Origin of the sequence: Aeromonas sp. s10 (genome assembly GCF_040907975.1) — a bacterium.
Taxonomy (GTDB): Bacteria; Pseudomonadota; Gammaproteobacteria; order Enterobacterales; family Aeromonadaceae; genus Aeromonas; species Aeromonas caviae.
The window spans coordinates 36,959-53,888 of record NZ_JBFOCV010000011.1 but is presented as its reverse complement, the minus strand read 5'-3'; the positions used below and the strand labels follow the sequence as shown (position 1 = coordinate 53,888).

18 protein-coding genes are annotated in these 16,930 nt (G+C 63.1%); 10 read left to right on the top strand and 8 right to left on the bottom strand.

Annotated features, from left to right (window positions below; translation table 11 throughout):
• Window positions 1–7 precede the first annotated feature (7 nt).
• Complete coding sequence (locus tag AB5Y59_RS03150; RefSeq protein WP_042880621.1) at window positions 8–277, bottom strand: sulfurtransferase TusA family protein; 270 nt, start codon at window positions 275–277, stop codon at window positions 8–10.
• Window positions 278–404: 127 nt separating this feature from the next.
• Between AB5Y59_RS03150 and AB5Y59_RS03145 the strand changes: the two genes are divergently transcribed.
• Entirely contained in the window at window positions 405–1,859 is a 1,455-nt protein-coding gene (locus AB5Y59_RS03145; protein WP_223918331.1) for a M48 family metalloprotease, read from the top strand.
• 133 nt (window positions 1,860–1,992) lie between these two features.
• Here AB5Y59_RS03145 and AB5Y59_RS03140 read toward each other — a convergent pair whose 3' ends face one another.
• Window positions 1,993–2,472, bottom strand: a complete 480-nt coding sequence (locus AB5Y59_RS03140; RefSeq protein ID WP_342040807.1) for a TlpA disulfide reductase family protein — start codon at window positions 2,470–2,472, stop codon at window positions 1,993–1,995.
• Window positions 2,473–2,532: 60 nt separating this feature from the next.
• Between AB5Y59_RS03140 and arsC the strand changes: the two genes are divergently transcribed.
• From arsC to AB5Y59_RS03125, 3 genes are all read left to right on the top strand, one after another.
• A complete protein-coding gene (gene arsC / locus AB5Y59_RS03135; RefSeq protein ID WP_010674260.1) occupies window positions 2,533–2,883 on the top strand; it encodes an arsenate reductase (glutaredoxin) in 351 nt (116 codons plus the stop codon).
• Window positions 2,880–3,254: a DUF2069 domain-containing protein gene (locus tag AB5Y59_RS03130; RefSeq protein ID WP_069785092.1), complete on the top strand. Its 375-nt coding sequence runs from the start codon at window positions 2,880–2,882 to the stop codon at window positions 3,252–3,254. The genes arsC and AB5Y59_RS03130 overlap by 4 nt, the downstream gene beginning before the upstream one ends.
• 248 nt (window positions 3,255–3,502) lie before the next feature.
• Window positions 3,503–4,573, top strand: coding sequence for a linear amide C-N hydrolase (locus tag AB5Y59_RS03125; protein ID WP_342040806.1), 1,071 nt, complete (start codon window positions 3,503–3,505; stop codon window positions 4,571–4,573).
• A gap of 39 nt (window positions 4,574–4,612) precedes the next feature.
• Here the strand turns inward: AB5Y59_RS03125 and AB5Y59_RS03120 are convergent, their stop codons facing one another.
• Both AB5Y59_RS03120 and AB5Y59_RS03115 read right to left on the bottom strand, forming a co-directional pair.
• Window positions 4,613–5,224, bottom strand: a complete 612-nt coding sequence (locus AB5Y59_RS03120; protein ID WP_342040805.1) for an ACP phosphodiesterase — start codon at window positions 5,222–5,224, stop codon at window positions 4,613–4,615.
• Complete coding sequence (locus AB5Y59_RS03115) at window positions 5,221–5,544, bottom strand: hypothetical protein (RefSeq protein ID WP_342040804.1); 324 nt, start codon at window positions 5,542–5,544, stop codon at window positions 5,221–5,223. The genes AB5Y59_RS03120 and AB5Y59_RS03115 overlap by 4 nt, the downstream gene beginning before the upstream one ends.
• A 65-nt stretch (window positions 5,545–5,609) precedes the next feature.
• Between AB5Y59_RS03115 and AB5Y59_RS03110 the strand changes: the two genes are divergently transcribed.
• Window positions 5,610–6,389 carry an ABC transporter substrate-binding protein gene (locus AB5Y59_RS03110; RefSeq protein WP_049637107.1) on the top strand — a complete coding sequence of 260 codons (780 nt, stop codon included), beginning with the start codon at window positions 5,610–5,612 and terminating at the stop codon, window positions 6,387–6,389.
• A 58-nt stretch (window positions 6,390–6,447) separates the two neighbouring features.
• Window positions 6,448–7,578, top strand: a complete 1,131-nt coding sequence (iadA, locus tag AB5Y59_RS03105) for a beta-aspartyl-peptidase (RefSeq protein WP_103243375.1) — start codon at window positions 6,448–6,450, stop codon at window positions 7,576–7,578.
• Between the two features lie 82 nt (window positions 7,579–7,660).
• Here iadA and AB5Y59_RS03100 read toward each other — a convergent pair whose 3' ends face one another.
• Window positions 7,661–8,563, bottom strand: a complete 903-nt coding sequence (locus AB5Y59_RS03100) for a lysine exporter LysO family protein (RefSeq protein WP_113725220.1) — start codon at window positions 8,561–8,563, stop codon at window positions 7,661–7,663.
• 532 nt (window positions 8,564–9,095) lie between these two features.
• Here AB5Y59_RS03100 and AB5Y59_RS03095 point away from each other — a divergent pair.
• The 4 genes from AB5Y59_RS03095 (at window position 9,096) to AB5Y59_RS03080 (ending at window position 12,247) form a co-directional block, all read left to right on the top strand.
• The gene (locus AB5Y59_RS03095; RefSeq protein ID WP_010674267.1) at window positions 9,096–9,866 is read left to right on the top strand and encodes an ABC transporter ATP-binding protein; all 771 of its coding nucleotides are present in this window, start codon (window positions 9,096–9,098) and stop codon (window positions 9,864–9,866) included.
• A gap of 65 nt (window positions 9,867–9,931) precedes the next feature.
• The gene (locus tag AB5Y59_RS03090) at window positions 9,932–10,705 is read left to right on the top strand and encodes an ABC transporter substrate-binding protein (RefSeq protein ID WP_010674268.1); all 774 of its coding nucleotides are present in this window, start codon (window positions 9,932–9,934) and stop codon (window positions 10,703–10,705) included.
• Window positions 10,706–10,810: 105 nt separating this feature from the next.
• Entirely contained in the window at window positions 10,811–11,551 is a 741-nt protein-coding gene (locus tag AB5Y59_RS03085; RefSeq protein WP_010674269.1) for an ABC transporter permease, read from the top strand.
• Window positions 11,552–11,554: 3 nt separating this feature from the next.
• Window positions 11,555–12,247: an ABC transporter permease gene (locus tag AB5Y59_RS03080; RefSeq protein WP_010674270.1), complete on the top strand. Its 693-nt coding sequence runs from the start codon at window positions 11,555–11,557 to the stop codon at window positions 12,245–12,247.
• A 57-nt stretch (window positions 12,248–12,304) separates the two neighbouring features.
• On the opposite strand, the gene AB5Y59_RS03075 is transcribed toward AB5Y59_RS03080, so the two are convergent.
• The 3 genes from AB5Y59_RS03075 to AB5Y59_RS03065 all read right to left on the bottom strand — a co-directional run bounded on the left by AB5Y59_RS03075 (window position 12,305) and on the right by AB5Y59_RS03065 (window position 16,898).
• The gene (locus AB5Y59_RS03075; protein WP_053288556.1) at window positions 12,305–12,946 is read right to left on the bottom strand and encodes an energy-coupling factor ABC transporter permease; all 642 of its coding nucleotides are present in this window, start codon (window positions 12,944–12,946) and stop codon (window positions 12,305–12,307) included.
• A gap of 94 nt (window positions 12,947–13,040) precedes the next feature.
• Window positions 13,041–13,883, bottom strand: coding sequence for a pyruvate formate lyase 1-activating protein (gene pflA, locus AB5Y59_RS03070; protein ID WP_010674272.1), 843 nt, complete (start codon window positions 13,881–13,883; stop codon window positions 13,041–13,043).
• A gap of 75 nt (window positions 13,884–13,958) precedes the next feature.
• Complete coding sequence (locus tag AB5Y59_RS03065; protein WP_201887711.1) at window positions 13,959–16,898, bottom strand: GGDEF and EAL domain-containing protein; 2,940 nt, start codon at window positions 16,896–16,898, stop codon at window positions 13,959–13,961.
• Between the last annotated feature and the right edge of the window lie 32 nt (window positions 16,899–16,930).

The window sequence follows — 16,930 nt, the reverse complement described above, 5'->3', positions numbered from 1 at the left end:
TGGCGGCTCACGGGGTGGGTGGCATGGGCTCGGGGGCGAGCAGGGCGTCCCGGGGGGGACGGGCAACGACGAGCAGCAGGGAGAGGCGGGCAGCTGACTCTTCCCGGGTCTGGACATGGTGACCCTGACGGCGCAGATAGGCGGGAATATCCTGCCGGGAGCCAGCATCCCCGAGCTGGATGCACACGGATTGACCGGGCCGGGCCTGGCGCAACCAGAGCTTGAGCCGGATGAGGGGCTCGGGACAACGCCAGGGGGTCAGGTCGAGCTGTTCCATGAGAACTCCATCGCGTGCGTGGCGGTCATTATGGCCGTGATGAGAGGATGAAACAACGCTTGTGGGCCTTGAATGGCAAGGGTATTCTGCCGATGCCCGCTGGGGTCTGATTGGAGATAGAGATAACGTGGCACGTTTTTCCCCCCTGATAGCATCGCTTCCCCTGTTGGTCACCCTGATGGGGGCGACCTTCCACGCCCAGGGGAGCAACCAGTTGCCCGACATCGGTACCGCCGGGGTCGCCGCACTGCCCATCGAGCAGGAGGTGCGCTACGGCAACGCCTTCATGCGTTTTGCCCGGGCGGGCCTGCCTATCATCGATGACCCCGTGCTCAACGAATACATCGACGATCTGGGCCAGCGGCTGCTGACCAATGCCGACGGGGTGCGCTTCCCGTTCACCTTCTTCCTCATCAACGATCCCAGTATCAACGCGGCGGCCTTCCTCGGTGGCCGGGTCAAGGTGCACACCGGCCTCTTCCTCTACGCCGAGAGCGAGAGCGAGCTGGCCTCGGTACTGGCCCACGAAATCACCCACGTGACCCAGCGTCACATTGCCCGTTACATGGAGGCACAGGCGAGCAGCTCCGCCATGACCCTGGCCGGCCTGGTGGGCTCCATTGCACTCGCGGTGATCAACCCCACCGCCGGCATCGCGGCCTTGCAGACCACGCTTGGCTTGTCGATGCAGTCGGCCATCAACTACACCCGGGACAACGAATACGAGGCGGATCGCATCGGCATGAAGACGCTGTATGACGCCGGATTCGATCCCATGGGCATGGCCAACTTCTTCCAGAAGCTGGCGGCGGAGTACCGCTATGCCAGCAAGCCGCCGGAGATGCTGCTGACTCACCCCCTGCCGGAGACCCGGATCAGCGAAGCCCGAGCCCGGGCAGGGAGCTATGGCGCGCGCGCCCTGCCGCCGAGCCTGGACTTCTGGCTGGCCAAGGTACGCATCCAGGTGCGCTATGGCACCGAGACGCCCCAGGCGCTGCTCACCTACTTCGACAGCCGCCTGCAGAAGGGAGATTACCCCCTCAAGGATGCCGCCATCTATGGCAAGGCGCTGGCCCTGTTGCAGCTCAAGCGCACCGACGAGGCCGATACCCTGATGCAGGAGCTGGCGACCCGTCACCCGGAGGATCTCTTCGTGGTGGATGCCCTGACCGACATCGATCTCGCCAAGGGGCGCAGCGCCCAGGCCATCGCCAGACTGGAGCGCTTCCGCACCCGGATGCCGGACAACGAGGTGGTGGTGGTGAACCTCGGCAACGCCTATCTGGAGGGGGGCAACTACAAGAAGTCCATCGCCATCCTGGACCCTTATGCCCGTGAGCACGACGAGAACAGCCTGGCCTGGAGCCTGCTGTCGGACGCCTACCGCAAGGCGGGCAGGATGACGGACCTGCACATGGCGCGGGCGGAGACCCTCTCCCTGCGCGGGGACTATCAGGCGGCCATCGACGAACTGATCGTGGCCCGGGGCACCACCAGTGACAAGCTGACCCTGGCCCGCATCGAGGCGCGCATCACCCAGCTGGAGCGGGCCAAGAAGGATCTGGACAGCCTCAAGGGCTGAGTCCGGAGCGGGTTGATGGCAGGCGGGGTGCTCCTTTGGGGGCACCCCGCCTTGTTTTGCAGGCTAAAATAGGGCCTTTCATCGGTTTCAGCGCATCTTGATGATGAAGAAATGAGAATGATGGATGGCTCTGCTATGGGGCGCTCGCCACGCGGCGTTTTATCTCGCCTATCTTCTGCTCGTCCAGCTCCCCCACCAGGGTCTCCAGCAGCGTGCCCCTGGCATCGAGCAGATAGCTGGTGGGCAGCGCCCCGGGCCTTGGGAACGGGAGGCGGGCGTCGTCATCCGGGATCATCAGGGGAACCCTGATGGCGTGGCGCCTTGCCAGCTCGGTCAGTTCGGCGGGGGAGGCGGGATCATAGTTGATGGCGATCACCCGGATCTGACCTTCCTGGTGCAATGTTGCCAGCAGGGGCATCTCCCGCAGGCAGGGGGCGCACCAGGGAGCGAAGTAGTTGACCAGCAGCGGTTTGCCACCGAGATCCGCGAGGCTGACCTTCTTTCCCGCGCCGTCGGTGAAGTCGGGTGCCGGGCTGCAGGCCCCCAGCAGGGTTGCCACAATCAGCCAACAGATCCGTTTCATTTCCATAGCCTTCCCGCTTACCCTGACCATCCGTTTCCCCTACAATAGCGCCATTTCTTGTCCCATCTTGCGATTAATCAGGGAGTTATCATGAGCGAGACCCAAATCTACCACAATCCGCGCTGCTCCAAGAGCCGTGAAACCCTGGCCTTGCTGGAACAGCACGGGGTCGCCCCCGAGGTGGTGCTCTATCTGGAGCAGGCACCGAGCGAGGCACAGATCCGCACCCTCCTGAGTCAGCTTGGCTTCACGGATCCCCGACAGCTGATGCGCACCAAGGAAGATCTCTACAAGGAGCTGGGGCTCGGCGAGGTGAGCGGCGATGATCTCATTCGTGCCATGCACCAGCACCCCAAGCTCATCGAGCGCCCCATCGTCATCAAGAACGGGCAGGCCCGCATCGGTCGTCCGCCCGAGCAGGTGCTGGAGATCCTCAAGTGACCACCCGCTTCGCCCGCCTGCTGACCCTGGCCGGTTTTTTCGGCCTGCTGGCCTGGGTGCTGCTCTGGCATCTGTGGCTCTCGCCCCACCCGGATCTCGCCCCCTGGCTGTTGCCGGTGATCTGGACGGTGCCGCTGCTCTTCCCCCTCAAGGGCATAGTGCAGGGCAATCCCTACACCCACGCCTGGGGCAACTTCGTGCTGATGCCCTACTTCCTGCACGCCCTGACCCTGATCACCACGGATGAGGGGGAGCGGTGGTTGGCGGTGGTGGAGCTGGTGCTCACCACCCTGGCGTTTGTGGGCACCATCTATTATGCCCGCCTGCGCGGCCGCGAGCTGGGGCTGAGTATCCGCAAGAAGGAAGGCTGAGCCCCTCCCTGTCCGCCTGCTGGCGGGCAGGGAATGTGTCTGAAACCGACGCAAGCCAGCGAATGGCATCTGGCGGTATCGCCCCGAAGTGGCTTGCTTATCTCTTTGATTAATTTATGGATATTGATCGCTGATTGGCAGGGCAGTACCTCTGTTGACAGATCTGCCACCTGGTTTGCCAGCCTCAGTCAGCCCCTGTTATGCAAAAAGGGGTATGCTTGTGTTTTCACCAGACTCGAGTGATCCATATGAAAATCCTGCGTTCCCCCCTGTTGCACAAGACCCTGCTGGCCCTGACCGTCTCCCTCTCCGTCAGTTCCCTCGCCGATGCCTGTACCCGCGCCGTCTATCAGGGGGAGGGAGCGCTGGTGGTGACCGGTCGTACCATGGACTGGCGCAGCGCCATGCCGACCAATCTCTGGGCGCTGCCCCGTGGCATCGCGCGGGAAGGGGAGGCTGGTGCGCACTCCATGACGTGGACGTCGCGCTACGGCTCCGTGGTGGCGGCAGGTTTCGATGCGGGCACCGCCGACGGCATGAACGAGAAGGGGCTGGTGGCCAACCTCCTCTATCTGACCGAGTCCGAGTATGTGACCCCGAGCGACAAGGATCCGCGCAAGACTCTCTCCATCTCGCTCTGGGCCCAGTACGCGCTGGACAACTTCGCCACCGTGGCCGATGCGGTCGCCGCCCTGTCGAAGGACGAGTTCTATGTGGTGACCACCCTGACCCCGGATGGCAAGCCGGGCCAGCTGCACCTCTCCCTCTCCGATGCGAGCGGCGATTCCGCCATCTTCCAGTACGTGGGGGGCAAGCTGCAGATCTACCACGACCGCAGTTATCAGGTGATGACCAACTCGCCGACCTTTGACAAGCAACTGGCTCTCAACGACTACTGGGAGGAGATTGGCGGTCTCACCATGCTGCCCGGCACCAACCGCTCGGCGGACCGTTTTGCCCGCGCCTCCTTCTACATCAAGACCCTGCCAAAGACCGACCAGGCCAACGAGGCGGTGGCCGGGGTGATGAGCGTGATGCGCAACGTCTCGGTACCCATGGGGATCAGCACCCCGGATCAGCCCAACATCTCCACCACCCTGTGGCGCAGCGTGGCGGATCAGCAGCATCGCCGCTATTTCTTCGAGCTGACCCATCTGCCCAACACCTTCTGGGTGAGCATGGACAAGCTGGATCTCACCGCGGGGGCCCCGGTGCGCAAGTTGCCCCTGACCGAGCAGCAGCTCTATGCGGGGGAGACGGCGGAGAAATTCGTCCCGGCCAAGGCGTTTCGCTTCCTGCCGGCCAGCCCCAAGGCCTGAGCATTCCCCCGATGACAACGCCCCGCTCGGGGCGTTTTTTTATGGTGGGGATGAGGTGGCCGTGCGGTGGGCGGCGATCTGCGCCTCGCAAAAGCGCATCAGCTCCGGGTAGAAGTGCAGGAAGGCGTGCTCGGCCTCAGTCCAGCGAGCCTGATCCAGGGCGTGGAGCGCCTCCCCGAGCGGCACGGGGCGGCGCAGCCGACGACCGATGCCGTTGAGGGCCGCTCCCACCCCTTCCCGGTACAGGTAGGAGGCCAGCCAGTCCTGCTCGGCCATGTGCCGCAGGGCCATCGGCAGGCCCTGTGGCAGGCTGTGATGATCCAGGAGAAGTTGACCATAGCTCTGCGCCAGAAAGCGGGGCAGGGGGGCTGCGCTGAACCTCTGCCAGTGCTGGCTGAGCCAGTGATCGTAGAGCATGTCCACCACAATGCCGCCGAATCGGCGCCAGGGGGCCTCGAAGCTCGCCACGGCGGCCCGATGGGCCGGGTGGGCATCGGTGAAGGCGTCTATCTTGCGGTGCAGCCAGATCCCCTCGTCGAAGTGGTCAGCCAGACCCGTCGGCAGCGGGCCCTTGATGAAGTCCCCCAGCAGGTTGCCGGTGAGGGAGCTGCCGGTATGGGCCGCCAGATGGAGGTGGGCGAGAAAATTCATGGGATGGGGCTCGCGTGCCTGGGCGTGAACGGGTGATCCGAGCCTAACGAATCGTGGCCGGATTGACCATGGGCAGGATGTTTCATCCCCAAGTCCCCTTGCCGGGCAAATTTGAGGCGTGGTAAGGTGATTGCCATCTTTGTCACAGGACGCGACAAATCACCATGATGCGCAAAGCCAGAGGCTTTTTTCTGGCCTTCTACTTCAAGCCTTTCTATCTCTCCGAGTGGTTCGACGAATAGGTCGAGGCCCCGGAGCAGTTCATTGACGCCCATGGCGGCGTAATCCCGCTCATCTGCAATTTGCCGTTTGTTGGCCATCGCTTGCCTCTGCCTGCGATGCCTTGACCGCGCCTGTGCGCTTTTTATGTAATGGAGTACTCACGATGAAGACCACACTGACCCTGTCAGCCCTTGTTGCTGCCTGTCTGCTCGCCGCCCCCGTCACCGCCAAGGAGTGGAAGACGGTACGCTTTGGCGTGGAGGGGGCCTATCCACCCTTCTCATGGACCGATGCGTCCGGAGAGATCAAGGGATTTGACATCGATCTTGCCAACGCCCTGTGCCAGCAGATGGCCGTCAGGTGCGAACTGGTGGCCCAGGATTGGGACGGCATGATCCCGGCCCTGCTGTCGCGCAAGTACGACGCCATCATCGCCGCCATGTCGATCACCGACGAGCGGCGCAAGAAGGTCGACTTCACCGAGAAATATGCCCACATTCCCAACCGCTTCGTGGCGGCCAGGGGCACCGAACTGACGCTGACGCCGGAAGGGATGGCGGGCAAGCGCATCGGCGTGCAGCGGGCCACCACCCACGACAAGTACCTGACCGACAACTTCGGCTCCAGCGTCACCATAGTGCGTTACGGCAGTGCCGATGAAGCCTACCTCGACCTGAAGGCGGGACGGGTGCTGGCCCTGCTGGCAGACGCCTCGGCCATCGAACAGGGGTTGCTTGGCAAGGAAGGGGGCGACAAGTTCGACTATGTGGGGCCGGCCCTGACCGACCGTCAATGGTTTGGCGACGGCATGGGGATCGCGGTGCGCAAGGGGGATCAGGATCTCAGGGCCAGGCTGAACGACGCCATCAAGGCCCTGCGCGCCAACGGCAAGTATCAGGAGATCAACCGGAAGTACTTCAAGTACGATATCTATGGCGGTTGATGGGTAACAGTCGGAGGGAGCCTGCTCCCTCCTTTTTCATGCAGCAAGGAGAGACCCCATGTTGACCCTGATCGAGGGTGCGCAGATCCATAGTCCGGCCCCGCTCGGCCAGCAGGACCTGCTGGTGGCGGATGGCCGCATCGCCTGGATGGGCAAGGGACTGACGGTTCCGGCCGACTGGCCACTGACGCGGGTGGACGCTGGCGGCCGCTATCTGGTGCCCGGACTGGTAGACCCGCTCGCCCATATCACGGGAGGGGGCGGCGAGGGAGGCTTCGGCTTTCGCACGCCGGAGCTCTCGGCAAGGGAAGCTCTGGCGGCGGGGGTCACCACACTCGTGGCGGCGCTCGGCACCGACAGCCTGACCCGCAGCCCGGCCCAGGTGCTCGGCAAGGTACGCGAGTTTCGCGCCGCCGGGGTGAGCGCCTTCATGTACACCGGCTCCTACCACCTGCCGGTCAAGACCCTCACCGGCACGGTGGAGTCGGACATCATGCTGATCCCCGAAGTGCTGGGGGTGGGGGAGGTGGCCATCAGCGATCACAGGTCCAGCGCCCCCACCCACGACGAGCTGGCGCGCCTGGCGAGCGAGGCGCGGGTGGCCGGGCTGTTGTCGGGCAAAAGTGGCGTCAGCTTCTTTCACCTGGGAGATGGCCGCGGGGCGCTGGCGCCCCTGCGGGCCCTGCGCGATGACACCGACATCCCGCTTCGCCAGCTCTACCCCACTCACTGCAACCGCAATCCCTGGCTCTTTGCCGAGGCCATCGAGTGGGGTCGGGCAGGCGGCTGGGTCGACCTCACCACGTCGAGCTTCCCGGACCTGCTGGATGACGGGGAGCGGCTCGCGGCCGACGCCCTGGTGGCGTTGCTGGCGGCCGGCGTGCCCGTGGATCGCATCAGCTTCAGCTCGGACGCCAACGCCAGTCTGCCGCGCTTTGACGGCGAGGGGCGTCTCATCGAGCTGCGCTGTGGCCAGATAGGGAGCCTGTGGCAGGAGGTGGTGGCGGCCTGCGGCAAGGGGGTGGCACTGGAGACGGCTCTGGCGGTAGTGACGGCCAATCCGGCCAGGGCGCTGGGGCTTGCGAGCAAGGGTACCCTGGGGGTAGGGCAGGATGCGGATCTGCTGCTGATCGATCCTGATACGTTCGCTATCGAGCGGGTGATGAGTGGGGGCCGGTGGCGCACCTGAATACCGGCGTCTGTCATCCAGCCCGCTCAGTTCATCAACAAAAAGCCCGGCAGCAGTGCCGGGCTTTGTCGTGCCATGGGGTTCAGATGGCGAGAAACCCCAGGATCAGAATGGGGCCGAGCAGGCTCAGGATAAAGCCGGAGACGATGGCCACCGGCACCACCTGGATGCCGCCGGATTTCTGGATGACAGGCAGGGTGAAGTCAAGCGCCGTCGCGCCGCCGTAGCCGATGGCGGCGCTGGGGTGGCGGCGCATCAGCACGGGGATGATGAGGATGGCGATAAGCTCGCGCCCCAGATCGTTGATGAAGGCGGCGGAGCCCAGCACCGGGCCCAGCTTGTCCGCTACCAGGATGCCGGAGAGCGAATACCAGCCAAAACTGGAGCTCATCGCGAGGCCATGGGCAAAGGGCATGCCGAGCAGCTGGGCGGCCAGCAGGCTGCCGAGCCAGCTGCTGAGGATGACGGTGAGCGCGATCTTCATGCCCCAGGGGTTGAGCAGGATCTGGCGCAGGCGCATGCCGGAGTTGCGCATCTGGATGCCGATGAGCAAGAGCAGCAGCATCAGGGCCCACTCGCTCCACTTGTCGATGGGCAGGGCGCGCAGGTCCACCACCAGCCCCAGCAAGACGCCCCCCAGCACCACGAAACAGAGCTGGAGGGATTCCCACAACAGGTGCAGCTTGCTCGGCATCTTGCCGTCGCTGGCCTCGTGGGTGGGGGGGCTGCGTTTGTCCAGCCACCACAGGGCCAGCAGGTTGCAGAGGGTAATGGCGGCGAGCATCACCCCTGCCACCTTGAAGATCACTGCCAGGTTGCTGCCCAGGTTCTCCACATAGGCCAGTCCCAGCCCCATCAGGAACAGGATGAGGTAGACCATCTTGCCCAGGGACTGGTTGACCAGCTTGATCAGACGGGCGGAAGAGAGGGGAACCAGATAGCCGATCACGAGCGGCAGCAGGATCAGCAACACATTGAGCAACATCGGGGCCTCGATCACAAAACGTGGAAAAACGGCACCTTATCACGACTTGTTGCACCTGTGTCACGGATCTGTGCATCAGCATGGCCCATACGGGACTTTTTTATCATATTGTTGTGTTTTTTGATGACAGTCGGCTCTGTACGCAAACGGGGAAAGAGGGCCACATCACCTGAAAAATCAATTTCATCCCCATGAAATGACGAGAGAAGGGGAATCTGCCCGGGTGAATAAAGTCCTTTTGGGTGACATCTGGCGGATATGGTGAAATATGCTTGCTACCAGTGAGCTGCGGGTATAAAAGAGCGGTAGGGAAGGTGCGACAAAAAATGGATTTTATGCAGACAAAGTGCTGAAAAATACTCAATAGGCCAATAAAAATACAGATAAAACACCAAATACCTCGGTTCTGTATTGTTTTTTCACTACCTCAATGATATTTTCGCTGAAGGTTGCCATCGGTTAACGTTTTGTTAAATGGACGATGGTGGAGTCACGCCGAAGCGGCGTCTAGGGACAGACAAGGTTGTAATGGATGAGCGACGTTGCCGCACTGGAAGTTCGTGATCTGCACAAGTATTTTGGCACCCACGAAGTGCTCAAGGGCATCGATATGACGGCCCACAAGGGGGATGTGATCTCCCTCATCGGCTCCTCGGGTTCGGGGAAGTCGACCTTTCTACGCTGTATCAATCTGCTTGAAACCCCCTCATCGGGCAGCGTCTCCCTCCATGGGGAGCTGATCCGGATGAAAACCAGCCGTTCCGGCGAACGCCTGCCGGAAGACATGCGCCAGGTGGAGCGTATCCGCAGCCGACTGGCCATGGTGTTTCAAAGCTTCAATCTCTGGTCCCACATGACCATCATGCAGAACATCATCGAAGTGCCCATCCAGGTACTCAAGGTGCCCCGTGCCGAGGCCATCGCCAAGGCGGAGCACCTGCTCAACCGGGTGGGGCTGTGGGAGCGTCGCGACTATTATCCCGGTCACCTCTCCGGCGGTCAGCAGCAGCGGGCCGCCATCGCCCGGGCGCTGGCGGTGGAACCCGAGGTGATGCTGTTTGACGAGCCTACCTCGGCCCTCGACCCTGAACTGGTGGGGGAGGTCCTTGGCCTGATGCGCGAGCTGGCGGAAGAGGGGCGTACCATGATGGTGGTGACCCACGAGATGTCCTTCGCCCGCGACGTGTCGAACAAGGTGATGTTCCTGCACCAGGGGCGCGTGGAGGAGGAGGGCAATCCCAAGGAGATCTTCGCCCATCCCAAGTCGGAGCGATTCAAGCAATTCATCTCGTCCATCTATTGATGGACGGGATTCAATTTCAACCATCCGTACTTTCAACGATCGACGTGTTTATCAAGGAGAGATACATGAACAAGCTGATGCTGGCGACTGCCGTGATGACGGCCCTGTGTTCCGGTAGCCTGATGGCCAAGGAGTGGAAAGAGGTCCGGATCGGGGTGGAAGGGGCCTATCCCCCCTTCTCCTGGACCGAGCCGAGCGGCGAGGTGAAAGGCTTCGACATCGACATCGCCAACGCCCTGTGCGAAGAGATGAAGGTGAAGTGCACCCTGATCAAGCAGGACTGGGACGGCATCATTCCGGCGCTGCTGTCGCGCAAGTATGACGCCATCATCGCCACCATGGACATCACCGAAGAGCGCAAGAAGAAGGTGGACTTCACCCAGAAGTACCAGCACATCCCGGCGCGCTTCGCCGCCAAGAAAGGGACCGAAATCCAGCTCGACAAGGCCTTCATGGACGGCAAGACCATCGCCGTGCAGCGTGCCACCTCCATGGACACCTACATCACCGACAACTTCCCCAACGCCACCATCAAGCGCTACGGCACTGCGGATGAAGCCTACCTCGATCTGAAATCCGGCCGTGTCGACTACGTGATGGCCGACTCCGCCGCCATCAGCGACGGCCTGCTGAAGAAGGAAGGGGGCGATGCCTTCGAGTTCATCGGCCCGAAACTGACCGATCCCAAGTGGTTTGGCGAGGGTGCCGGCATCGCGGTGCGCAAGGCCGACAAGGATCTGAAAGAGAAATTCAATGCCGCCATCCTGGCCCTGCGTGCCAATGGCAAGTACAAGGAAATCAACGACAAGTACTTCGACTTCGACGTGTACGGCGAGTAAGCCGACGTCAGGCGAACAACGACAGGTTGATCCCGTCAGTAGTCATCGGGCCCGTTGCCTTCCGCTGGGAGTGACGGGCCCGATTGCGATGGAGCTGCATTGCATATGTTTGATTTGAAAGGATACGAAACCTCTCTGCTGGAGGGGGCCTGGATCACCCTGGAGGTGGCGCTCGCCTCCCTGCTGCTGGCCCTGGTGCTCGGCATGCTGGGGGCCCTGGCCAAGCTCTCTCCCTACAAGTGGGCACGCGGCATCGCGGCGGCCTACACCACCGTCATTCGCGGCATCCCGGATCTGGTGCTGATGATGCTGCTCTTCTTCGGCGGCCAGGTGCTCATCAACGGGATCTGTACCTGGGTCAACGAGGCCTACAACAACCACCTGCTGGCGAGCAACCCGAACCAGGAGTGGGTCTCCCTGCTGCCCGATTACATCGACATCAGCCCGTTTGCGGCCGGGGTCGCCACCATCGGCTTCATCTTCGGCGCCTACATGACCGAGACCTTCCGCGGCGCCATCCTGGCGGTGGACAAGGGGGAGCTCGAGGCGGCCCGTGCCTTCGGCATGCGGGCAAGCCAGGTCTTTGTGCGGATCCTCTTTCCCCAGATGATGCGCCACGCCCTGCCCGGGTTTGGCAACAACTGGCTGGTGCTGCTGAAAACCACGGCCCTGGTCTCCATCATCGGGCTCGATGACATGGTGCGAAAGGCGTCGCTCGCGGCGGGCTCGACCCAGCAGCCTTTCACCTTCTACATGGCGGTGGCGCTGATCTTCCTGGTCTTCACCGCAGTCTCTACCTCGGCGCTCAAGTGGGCCGAGCGTCACTACGCCATCAAGACGAGGTAAGCCATGGATTTCTCGATCATTCTCAAGGAGTGGCCCACCTACTGGGAGGGTCTCTATACCACCATCTGGCTGGTGGCCGCCTCGCTCATGCTGGGGCTCATGCTGGCGGTGCCCATGGGCATACTGCGCAACAGCCGCAACTGGTTGATAAAGGGGCCAATCTGGGCCTATATCTACTTCTTCCGTGGCACCCCGCTTCTGGTGCAGCTTTTCATCATCTACTACGGTGCCGCCCAGTGGGAGTGGCTCAAGAACAGTGCGGCCTGGTCCCTCTTCTCGGAAGCCTGGTTCTGTGCCCTGCTGGCGTTCACTCTCAACACCGGTGCCTACACCGCCGAGATAGTGCGCGGCGCCGTGATGAACATGCCCAAGGGGCAGATAGAAGCGGCAAGCGCCTTTGGCATGACCCGCTGGCAGACCCTCACCCGCATCATCCTGCCCAACTCGTTTCGCCGTGCGCTGCCGGCCTACAGCAACGAGGTGATCTTCATGCTGCAGGGGTCGGCGGTGGCAGGCATCATCACCATCGTCGATCTGACGGGGGCCGCGCGGATCATCAACTCCCGCTACTACAGCCCGTTCGAGGCGTTCCTGACCGCAGGTCTGCTCTACATGCTGCTCACCTTCGTCATCGTCTGGTTGTTCAAGAAGTGGGAAGCCCGCTGGCATGCCCACCTGCGCCCGCGCAGCGTCTGACTGCCAGCAGAGAAAAAGCCCGCAACTGCGGGCTTTTTTTATGGACTACGGGCAGGTTCAGCGCCCCAGGTACTCCCTGTCGAAGAAGGTGTTGACCCAGTGGGGGCGATAGACGGCGAGCAGGGTCATGGTCATGCCGTTGAGGAGCGCCTCGGGGAAGAGCAGCAGCGGCCAGATGGAGAGGTAGTCGGCGCTGATGGTGTGCCAGGAGTAGGTGCCGCTCACCCCCATCAGCAGGGCGCTGGCGAGCACCTTGGCCGAGATGCTCAGCGCCCCCCCGAGAAATGCCGCCACGAACAGGTAGACGAAGAGGTGGCGAGGCAGCCAGGCCCAGCTCCCCAGAAACAGCAGCCAGCTGGTGGCCACCGGCAGGGCAACGCCGATGAGGGCCTGCCAGCCGATGTCGGCCAGGGGGATGACCCCGAAGTAAGCGAGGAGCAGCAGGGTGAGGCAGGGGGCGAGCAGGGCGAGGCGCCAGCCCAGCAACAGGGTCAGGCTGGTGAGGCCGAGAAAGTGGATCTCGAGCCCCTCGTGCAACCCGGCCCGCAAGGTCCACAGCGGTACCAGCACGATGGCGCCGCCGAGGCAAAGATGCTGATAGAGCGGGTGGGCGCCAAGGGTGCGCAGCAGGGAGGCGTTCAGACTGAAGGCGAGCAGCACCAGCCAGAGCAGGAGGGCGGCAACTTGTCCTTCACTCATGAGCGGTTCCCCCGGATGCGGCTGTCGGTGATGGCGCCGTGGCGAACGCCGGCGCAGTGAAAAGAGGCCGCCCTCTGCCGGGCGGCCTCCTGTCTCAATACTTCACGTTGGGGTGATACTTGCCAAGGATGCCCTGGACCCTGTCCATGGTCTCCTTGCTGGGGGGCTTGATGCCGACCAGATCATAGGTATCTCCCAGCACGTCCCACTTGTGCTTGCCAAGTTCGTGGTAGGGCAGCAGCTCCACCTTCTCGACGCACTCCCCCAGCTCGGCGATGAACTGGCCGAGTCCTTCTGCGCTTTCGTCATCGTCGGACCAGGTGGGTACCACCACGTAGCGGATCCACATGGTCTGACCGCGGGAGGCCAGGTAGCGGGCGAACTCCAGGGTGTACTTGTTACTGACGTGGGTGAGGGGAATGTGCTTCTCGTCGTTGATCTGCTTGATGTCGAGCAGCACCAGATCGGTGTTGTCCAGCACCCGGTCGAGCAGCTCGTCGTAGTGACGCACGAAACCGTTGGTGTCGAGGCAGGTGTGGATCCCCTGGGCCTTGCAGGCGGTGAACAGTTCGGCGATGAACTCCTGCTGCAGCATGGCCTCGCCGCCGGAGGCGGTCACGCCACCGCCGGAGGCATTCATGAAGTGGCGATAGCTGGTGAGATCCTTCATCAGCTCGGGCACGGTGACCTCGCGGCCGCCCTGGGTGTCCCAGGTGTCCCGGTTGTGACAATACTTGCAGCGCATCAGGCAGCCCTGCATGAACACGATGAAGCGGATGCCGGGGCCGTCGACGGTCCCGCAGGTCTCGACGGAGTGGATCCGGCCAATGATGTCGGTAGTGCCGGTGTCGCTGGCTTCAACGGTCGGGATCCGCTGCGTGCCGGGGGTGGCAGGTCCCTTGGATTCAACGGCGGGGATCCGGTTAATGACTGACATAGACGACTCCAATGGTGCGGACAAGGTTCGAGCGGTCGTTATTTTATGACAGAAAGCCCTATAAATCCTACCAGTTTAGCCCGCAGGGGTGGCACCCAGCAGGCTCTCCAGTGCCTTGACGGGGAGCGGCCGGCTGGTGAGGAAGCCTTGATAATGCTGGCATCCCAGGGCCTTGAGCACGGCGAGCTGCTCCTCTTCCTCCACCCCTTCTGCGGTGACGGTGAAACGAAACACCCGGGCGAGATCCAGGATGGCCTTGACGATGGCCTTGTCCTGTTCGCTGTGGACCAGGGTCTGGATGAAGCTTCTGTCGAGCTTCACCTCGTCGGCGGGCAGATCCCGCAGATAGGCCAGGGACGAGTAGCCCGTGCCGAAGTCGTCGATGGAGATGAGCAGGCCGAGGGCCTTGAGCTGGCGGATCCTGGCGATACTCTCCAGCCGGTTTTCCAGCACCACGGACTCGGTGATCTCCAGCAGCAGGCGCGACGGGGGCACCCCGGTGTCCCGCAGAATGTACTCCACCTGCTGCACGAAACCGGCGGTGTGGAACTGGCGGGCGCTGACGTTGACCGACAGATGGGGGATGGCGAGGCCGTTGTTGAGCCAGAAGCTGTACTGGGCGCAGGCGGTCTTCATCACCCAGTAGCCGATCTCCTGGATCAGGGTGGTCTCCTCGGCGATGGGGATGAACTCCCCGGGTGGCACCATGGTGCCGTCGGCCTTCTGCCAGCGCAGCAGCGCCTCTATGCCCGAGAGCGTGCCGTTGTCGACCCGGTATTGGGGCTGGTAGTGCAGCACCAGCTCGTTGTTGCGCAGGGCATCGCGCAGCTGGTTGTTGAGAGAAAGCTTGCTCTTCTCTTTTTCCGCCATGGCTTCACTGAAGAAGATATGGTTGCCCTGGCCCGCGCGCTTGGCCATGTGGACGGCGGTATCGGCCTGCTGCATCAGGACAAGGTGATCCTTGTCGTCATCGCTGAACAGGCTGATCCCCACGGAGGCGCTGCAGTGCAGCTTGTGATCGCCGATGTCGAAGGGGGCACGGAAGATCCCCATCAGCTCCCGGGCAAAGTGCTCCGCCAGGATCTTGGCGGTGATATAGCCCTGGCCCAGTGCCGTGAAGAGCAGGGCAAATTCGTCACCCGAGGTGCGGGCGAGCACCAGGTTCTCCTGGGGCAGGGACTTGAGTCGCACCACCACGGCCTGGAGCAGCAGATCGCCGCAGGCGTGACCAAGGGAGTCGTTGATGGATTTGAAGTTGTCCAGATCCAGCAGCAGCAGGGCCCCCCACTGGCCGCTCGGGGTCTGCAGGGTGCGCTGCATGATGTCGGTCAGGCTGCGCCTGTTGTAGAGATCGCACAGGTCGTCGTAGTAGGCGAGGCGCTCGATGTGGCGGGCGGTCTCCTTCTCCTGGGTGATGTCGTGGAAGCTGCAGACGAAGTGGCTGATCTCCTCCTCCTCGTCCTTGACCCCGCTCACCATGAGCCGCACCGGGAAGAGGTGTCCTTCCCTGTGCAGGCATTGTTCCTCCCCGAGCCAGTATCCCTGCCGGTTGACCGCCGCGATCACCTCCTCCTTGAGGGTGTCGCCATAGTAAGTGGGCCTCAGGGCGTCGATGTGCAGGCCCAGCATCTCCTCGCTGGCAAAGCCGGTGATGCGGCTGAAGGAGGCATTGACCTTGAGGATGATGCCCCCGTGATCCATCACCAGCAGGCCGTCGTGGGTGTTGAAGGCCACTTCGGCCAGGCGCAGGGCATCGTCATTGGCCAGGCGCTGCAACTCGCTGGCGGCCCGCTCGCGCTGTTCGTAGAGGACGTCCAGCAGGGGCGCGGGATCGGCCAGAGGGGTGGCGAGCAGCAGGGTGAGCTGCCCCAGGGGGAGACCGTTTGGCCCCGGGAAGGGGATGCCGACATAGGCCTTGGCGTCGAGGGCCAGCAGCTGGCTGGACTGGGGATAGCGCAGGGCCAGATCTTCCACGTAGAGACTCTGCCCGTGCTGGAAGATCTCCCGGCCAGGGCCGATGTCCATGGGCATGGGTTTGACGACGGCGAAGGCATCCCCCTCCACCACGCAGCGGGGAATGAGCCAGAGATCCTGGCCGCGAGGCTGAAACTCGCCGATCCAGCCCCTGTGGGCACCACTCAGGCCCATGGCCCAGCGCAGCAGGGCGCGGCAGTAATCGTTGCCGGTCAGGTTGGCCAGCCCCGGGGGAGGCGCGAGGTCCGGGGTGTCGGTCGCCACGGGGTCCGGCTGCCAGTGGCCGAGCAAACGGGCGCAATGACGCACCAGTTGCAGGGTGTCATCGCTGATGAGGGTGCTCTCGGCATACTCCAGGCTGAGCACGCCGATGAGCTTCTCCTGCTCCAGCAAGGCGCCGTCCAGGCGGGAGCAGACATTGGCATCGGCCAGGTAGTAGTGCTGGCTCAACATGGGCTGGTGGGCCGCCTCCGAGAAGCTCAGGGCGCCCCGGGCACGCAGGGCTCGGATGTAGCGGCTGTCTCCGCGAATGGCACCGAGCGCGTCCACCCCCAGGGTGAACACCGGGGTCAGCTGCTCGCCGCCAAGGGCGCCATGGGCCTGGTAGTGCCAGAGGATCAGGCGATCGGCCCCCAGGCACTCCTTGAGGCTCTCCAGCATGGCGTCATACTGCTGCTGGCTGGCCATCTGGCTCAGGCGCGGCAGTTGCAGGGACAGGCTGGCGGCGCTCTCCTGGGACTGGGTCTGCAGGCAGATGAGCCAGAAGGCGTCCTGCTCGTGGGAGAGGGAAATGTGCCAGAGGAGGGCGTCAAAGCGCAGCACCAGCTTGCCCCCCTTGCCGCTGGCCAGCCGCTGCTCGATGGGCTGGCGCAGGGCGTCCGGCAATTGGGCCGGCCAGGCACTGCGGGGCTCGTCGAGCCAGTGGAGCGGCGTCTGCATCACATCGGTCAGGGCGACCAGCCGTTGACTACGGGTATCCAGGCGGAAAAACAGGGGCGCCTGGCTGGCGGTCGGAAGATGGCTGAGCGCGGTAGACGACATGAACTGACACTATCCTGTTGAGCAATTGTCGG

What these genes read in the sequence shown, in the direction of transcription:
- AB5Y59_RS03150 (WP_042880621.1), bottom strand. Translation starts at nt 277, where the DNA reads ATGGAACAGCTCGACCTGACCCCCTGGCGTTGTCCCGAGCCCCTCATC.
- AB5Y59_RS03140 (WP_342040807.1), bottom strand. Translation starts at nt 2,472, where the DNA reads ATGGTCAGGGTAAGCGGGAAGGCTATGGAAATGAAACGGATCTGTTGG.
- arsC (WP_010674260.1), top strand. Translation starts at nt 2,533, where the DNA reads ATGAGCGAGACCCAAATCTACCACAATCCGCGCTGCTCCAAGAGCCGT.
- AB5Y59_RS03125 (WP_342040806.1), top strand. Translation starts at nt 3,503, where the DNA reads ATGAAAATCCTGCGTTCCCCCCTGTTGCACAAGACCCTGCTGGCCCTG.
- AB5Y59_RS03120 (WP_342040805.1), bottom strand. Translation starts at nt 5,224, where the DNA reads ATGAATTTTCTCGCCCACCTCCATCTGGCGGCCCATACCGGCAGCTCC.
- AB5Y59_RS03115 (WP_342040804.1), bottom strand. Translation starts at nt 5,544, where the DNA reads ATGGCCAACAAACGGCAAATTGCAGATGAGCGGGATTACGCCGCCATG.
- AB5Y59_RS03110 (WP_049637107.1), top strand. Translation starts at nt 5,610, where the DNA reads ATGAAGACCACACTGACCCTGTCAGCCCTTGTTGCTGCCTGTCTGCTC.
- iadA (WP_103243375.1), top strand. Translation starts at nt 6,448, where the DNA reads ATGTTGACCCTGATCGAGGGTGCGCAGATCCATAGTCCGGCCCCGCTC.
- AB5Y59_RS03100 (WP_113725220.1), bottom strand. Translation starts at nt 8,563, where the DNA reads ATGTTGCTCAATGTGTTGCTGATCCTGCTGCCGCTCGTGATCGGCTAT.
- AB5Y59_RS03095 (WP_010674267.1), top strand. Translation starts at nt 9,096, where the DNA reads ATGAGCGACGTTGCCGCACTGGAAGTTCGTGATCTGCACAAGTATTTT.
- AB5Y59_RS03090 (WP_010674268.1), top strand. Translation starts at nt 9,932, where the DNA reads ATGAACAAGCTGATGCTGGCGACTGCCGTGATGACGGCCCTGTGTTCC.
- AB5Y59_RS03085 (WP_010674269.1), top strand. Translation starts at nt 10,811, where the DNA reads ATGTTTGATTTGAAAGGATACGAAACCTCTCTGCTGGAGGGGGCCTGG.
- AB5Y59_RS03080 (WP_010674270.1), top strand. Translation starts at nt 11,555, where the DNA reads ATGGATTTCTCGATCATTCTCAAGGAGTGGCCCACCTACTGGGAGGGT.
- AB5Y59_RS03075 (WP_053288556.1), bottom strand. Translation starts at nt 12,946, where the DNA reads ATGAGTGAAGGACAAGTTGCCGCCCTCCTGCTCTGGCTGGTGCTGCTC.
- pflA (WP_010674272.1), bottom strand. Translation starts at nt 13,883, where the DNA reads ATGTCAGTCATTAACCGGATCCCCGCCGTTGAATCCAAGGGACCTGCC.
- AB5Y59_RS03065 (WP_201887711.1), bottom strand. Translation starts at nt 16,898, where the DNA reads ATGTCGTCTACCGCGCTCAGCCATCTTCCGACCGCCAGCCAGGCGCCC.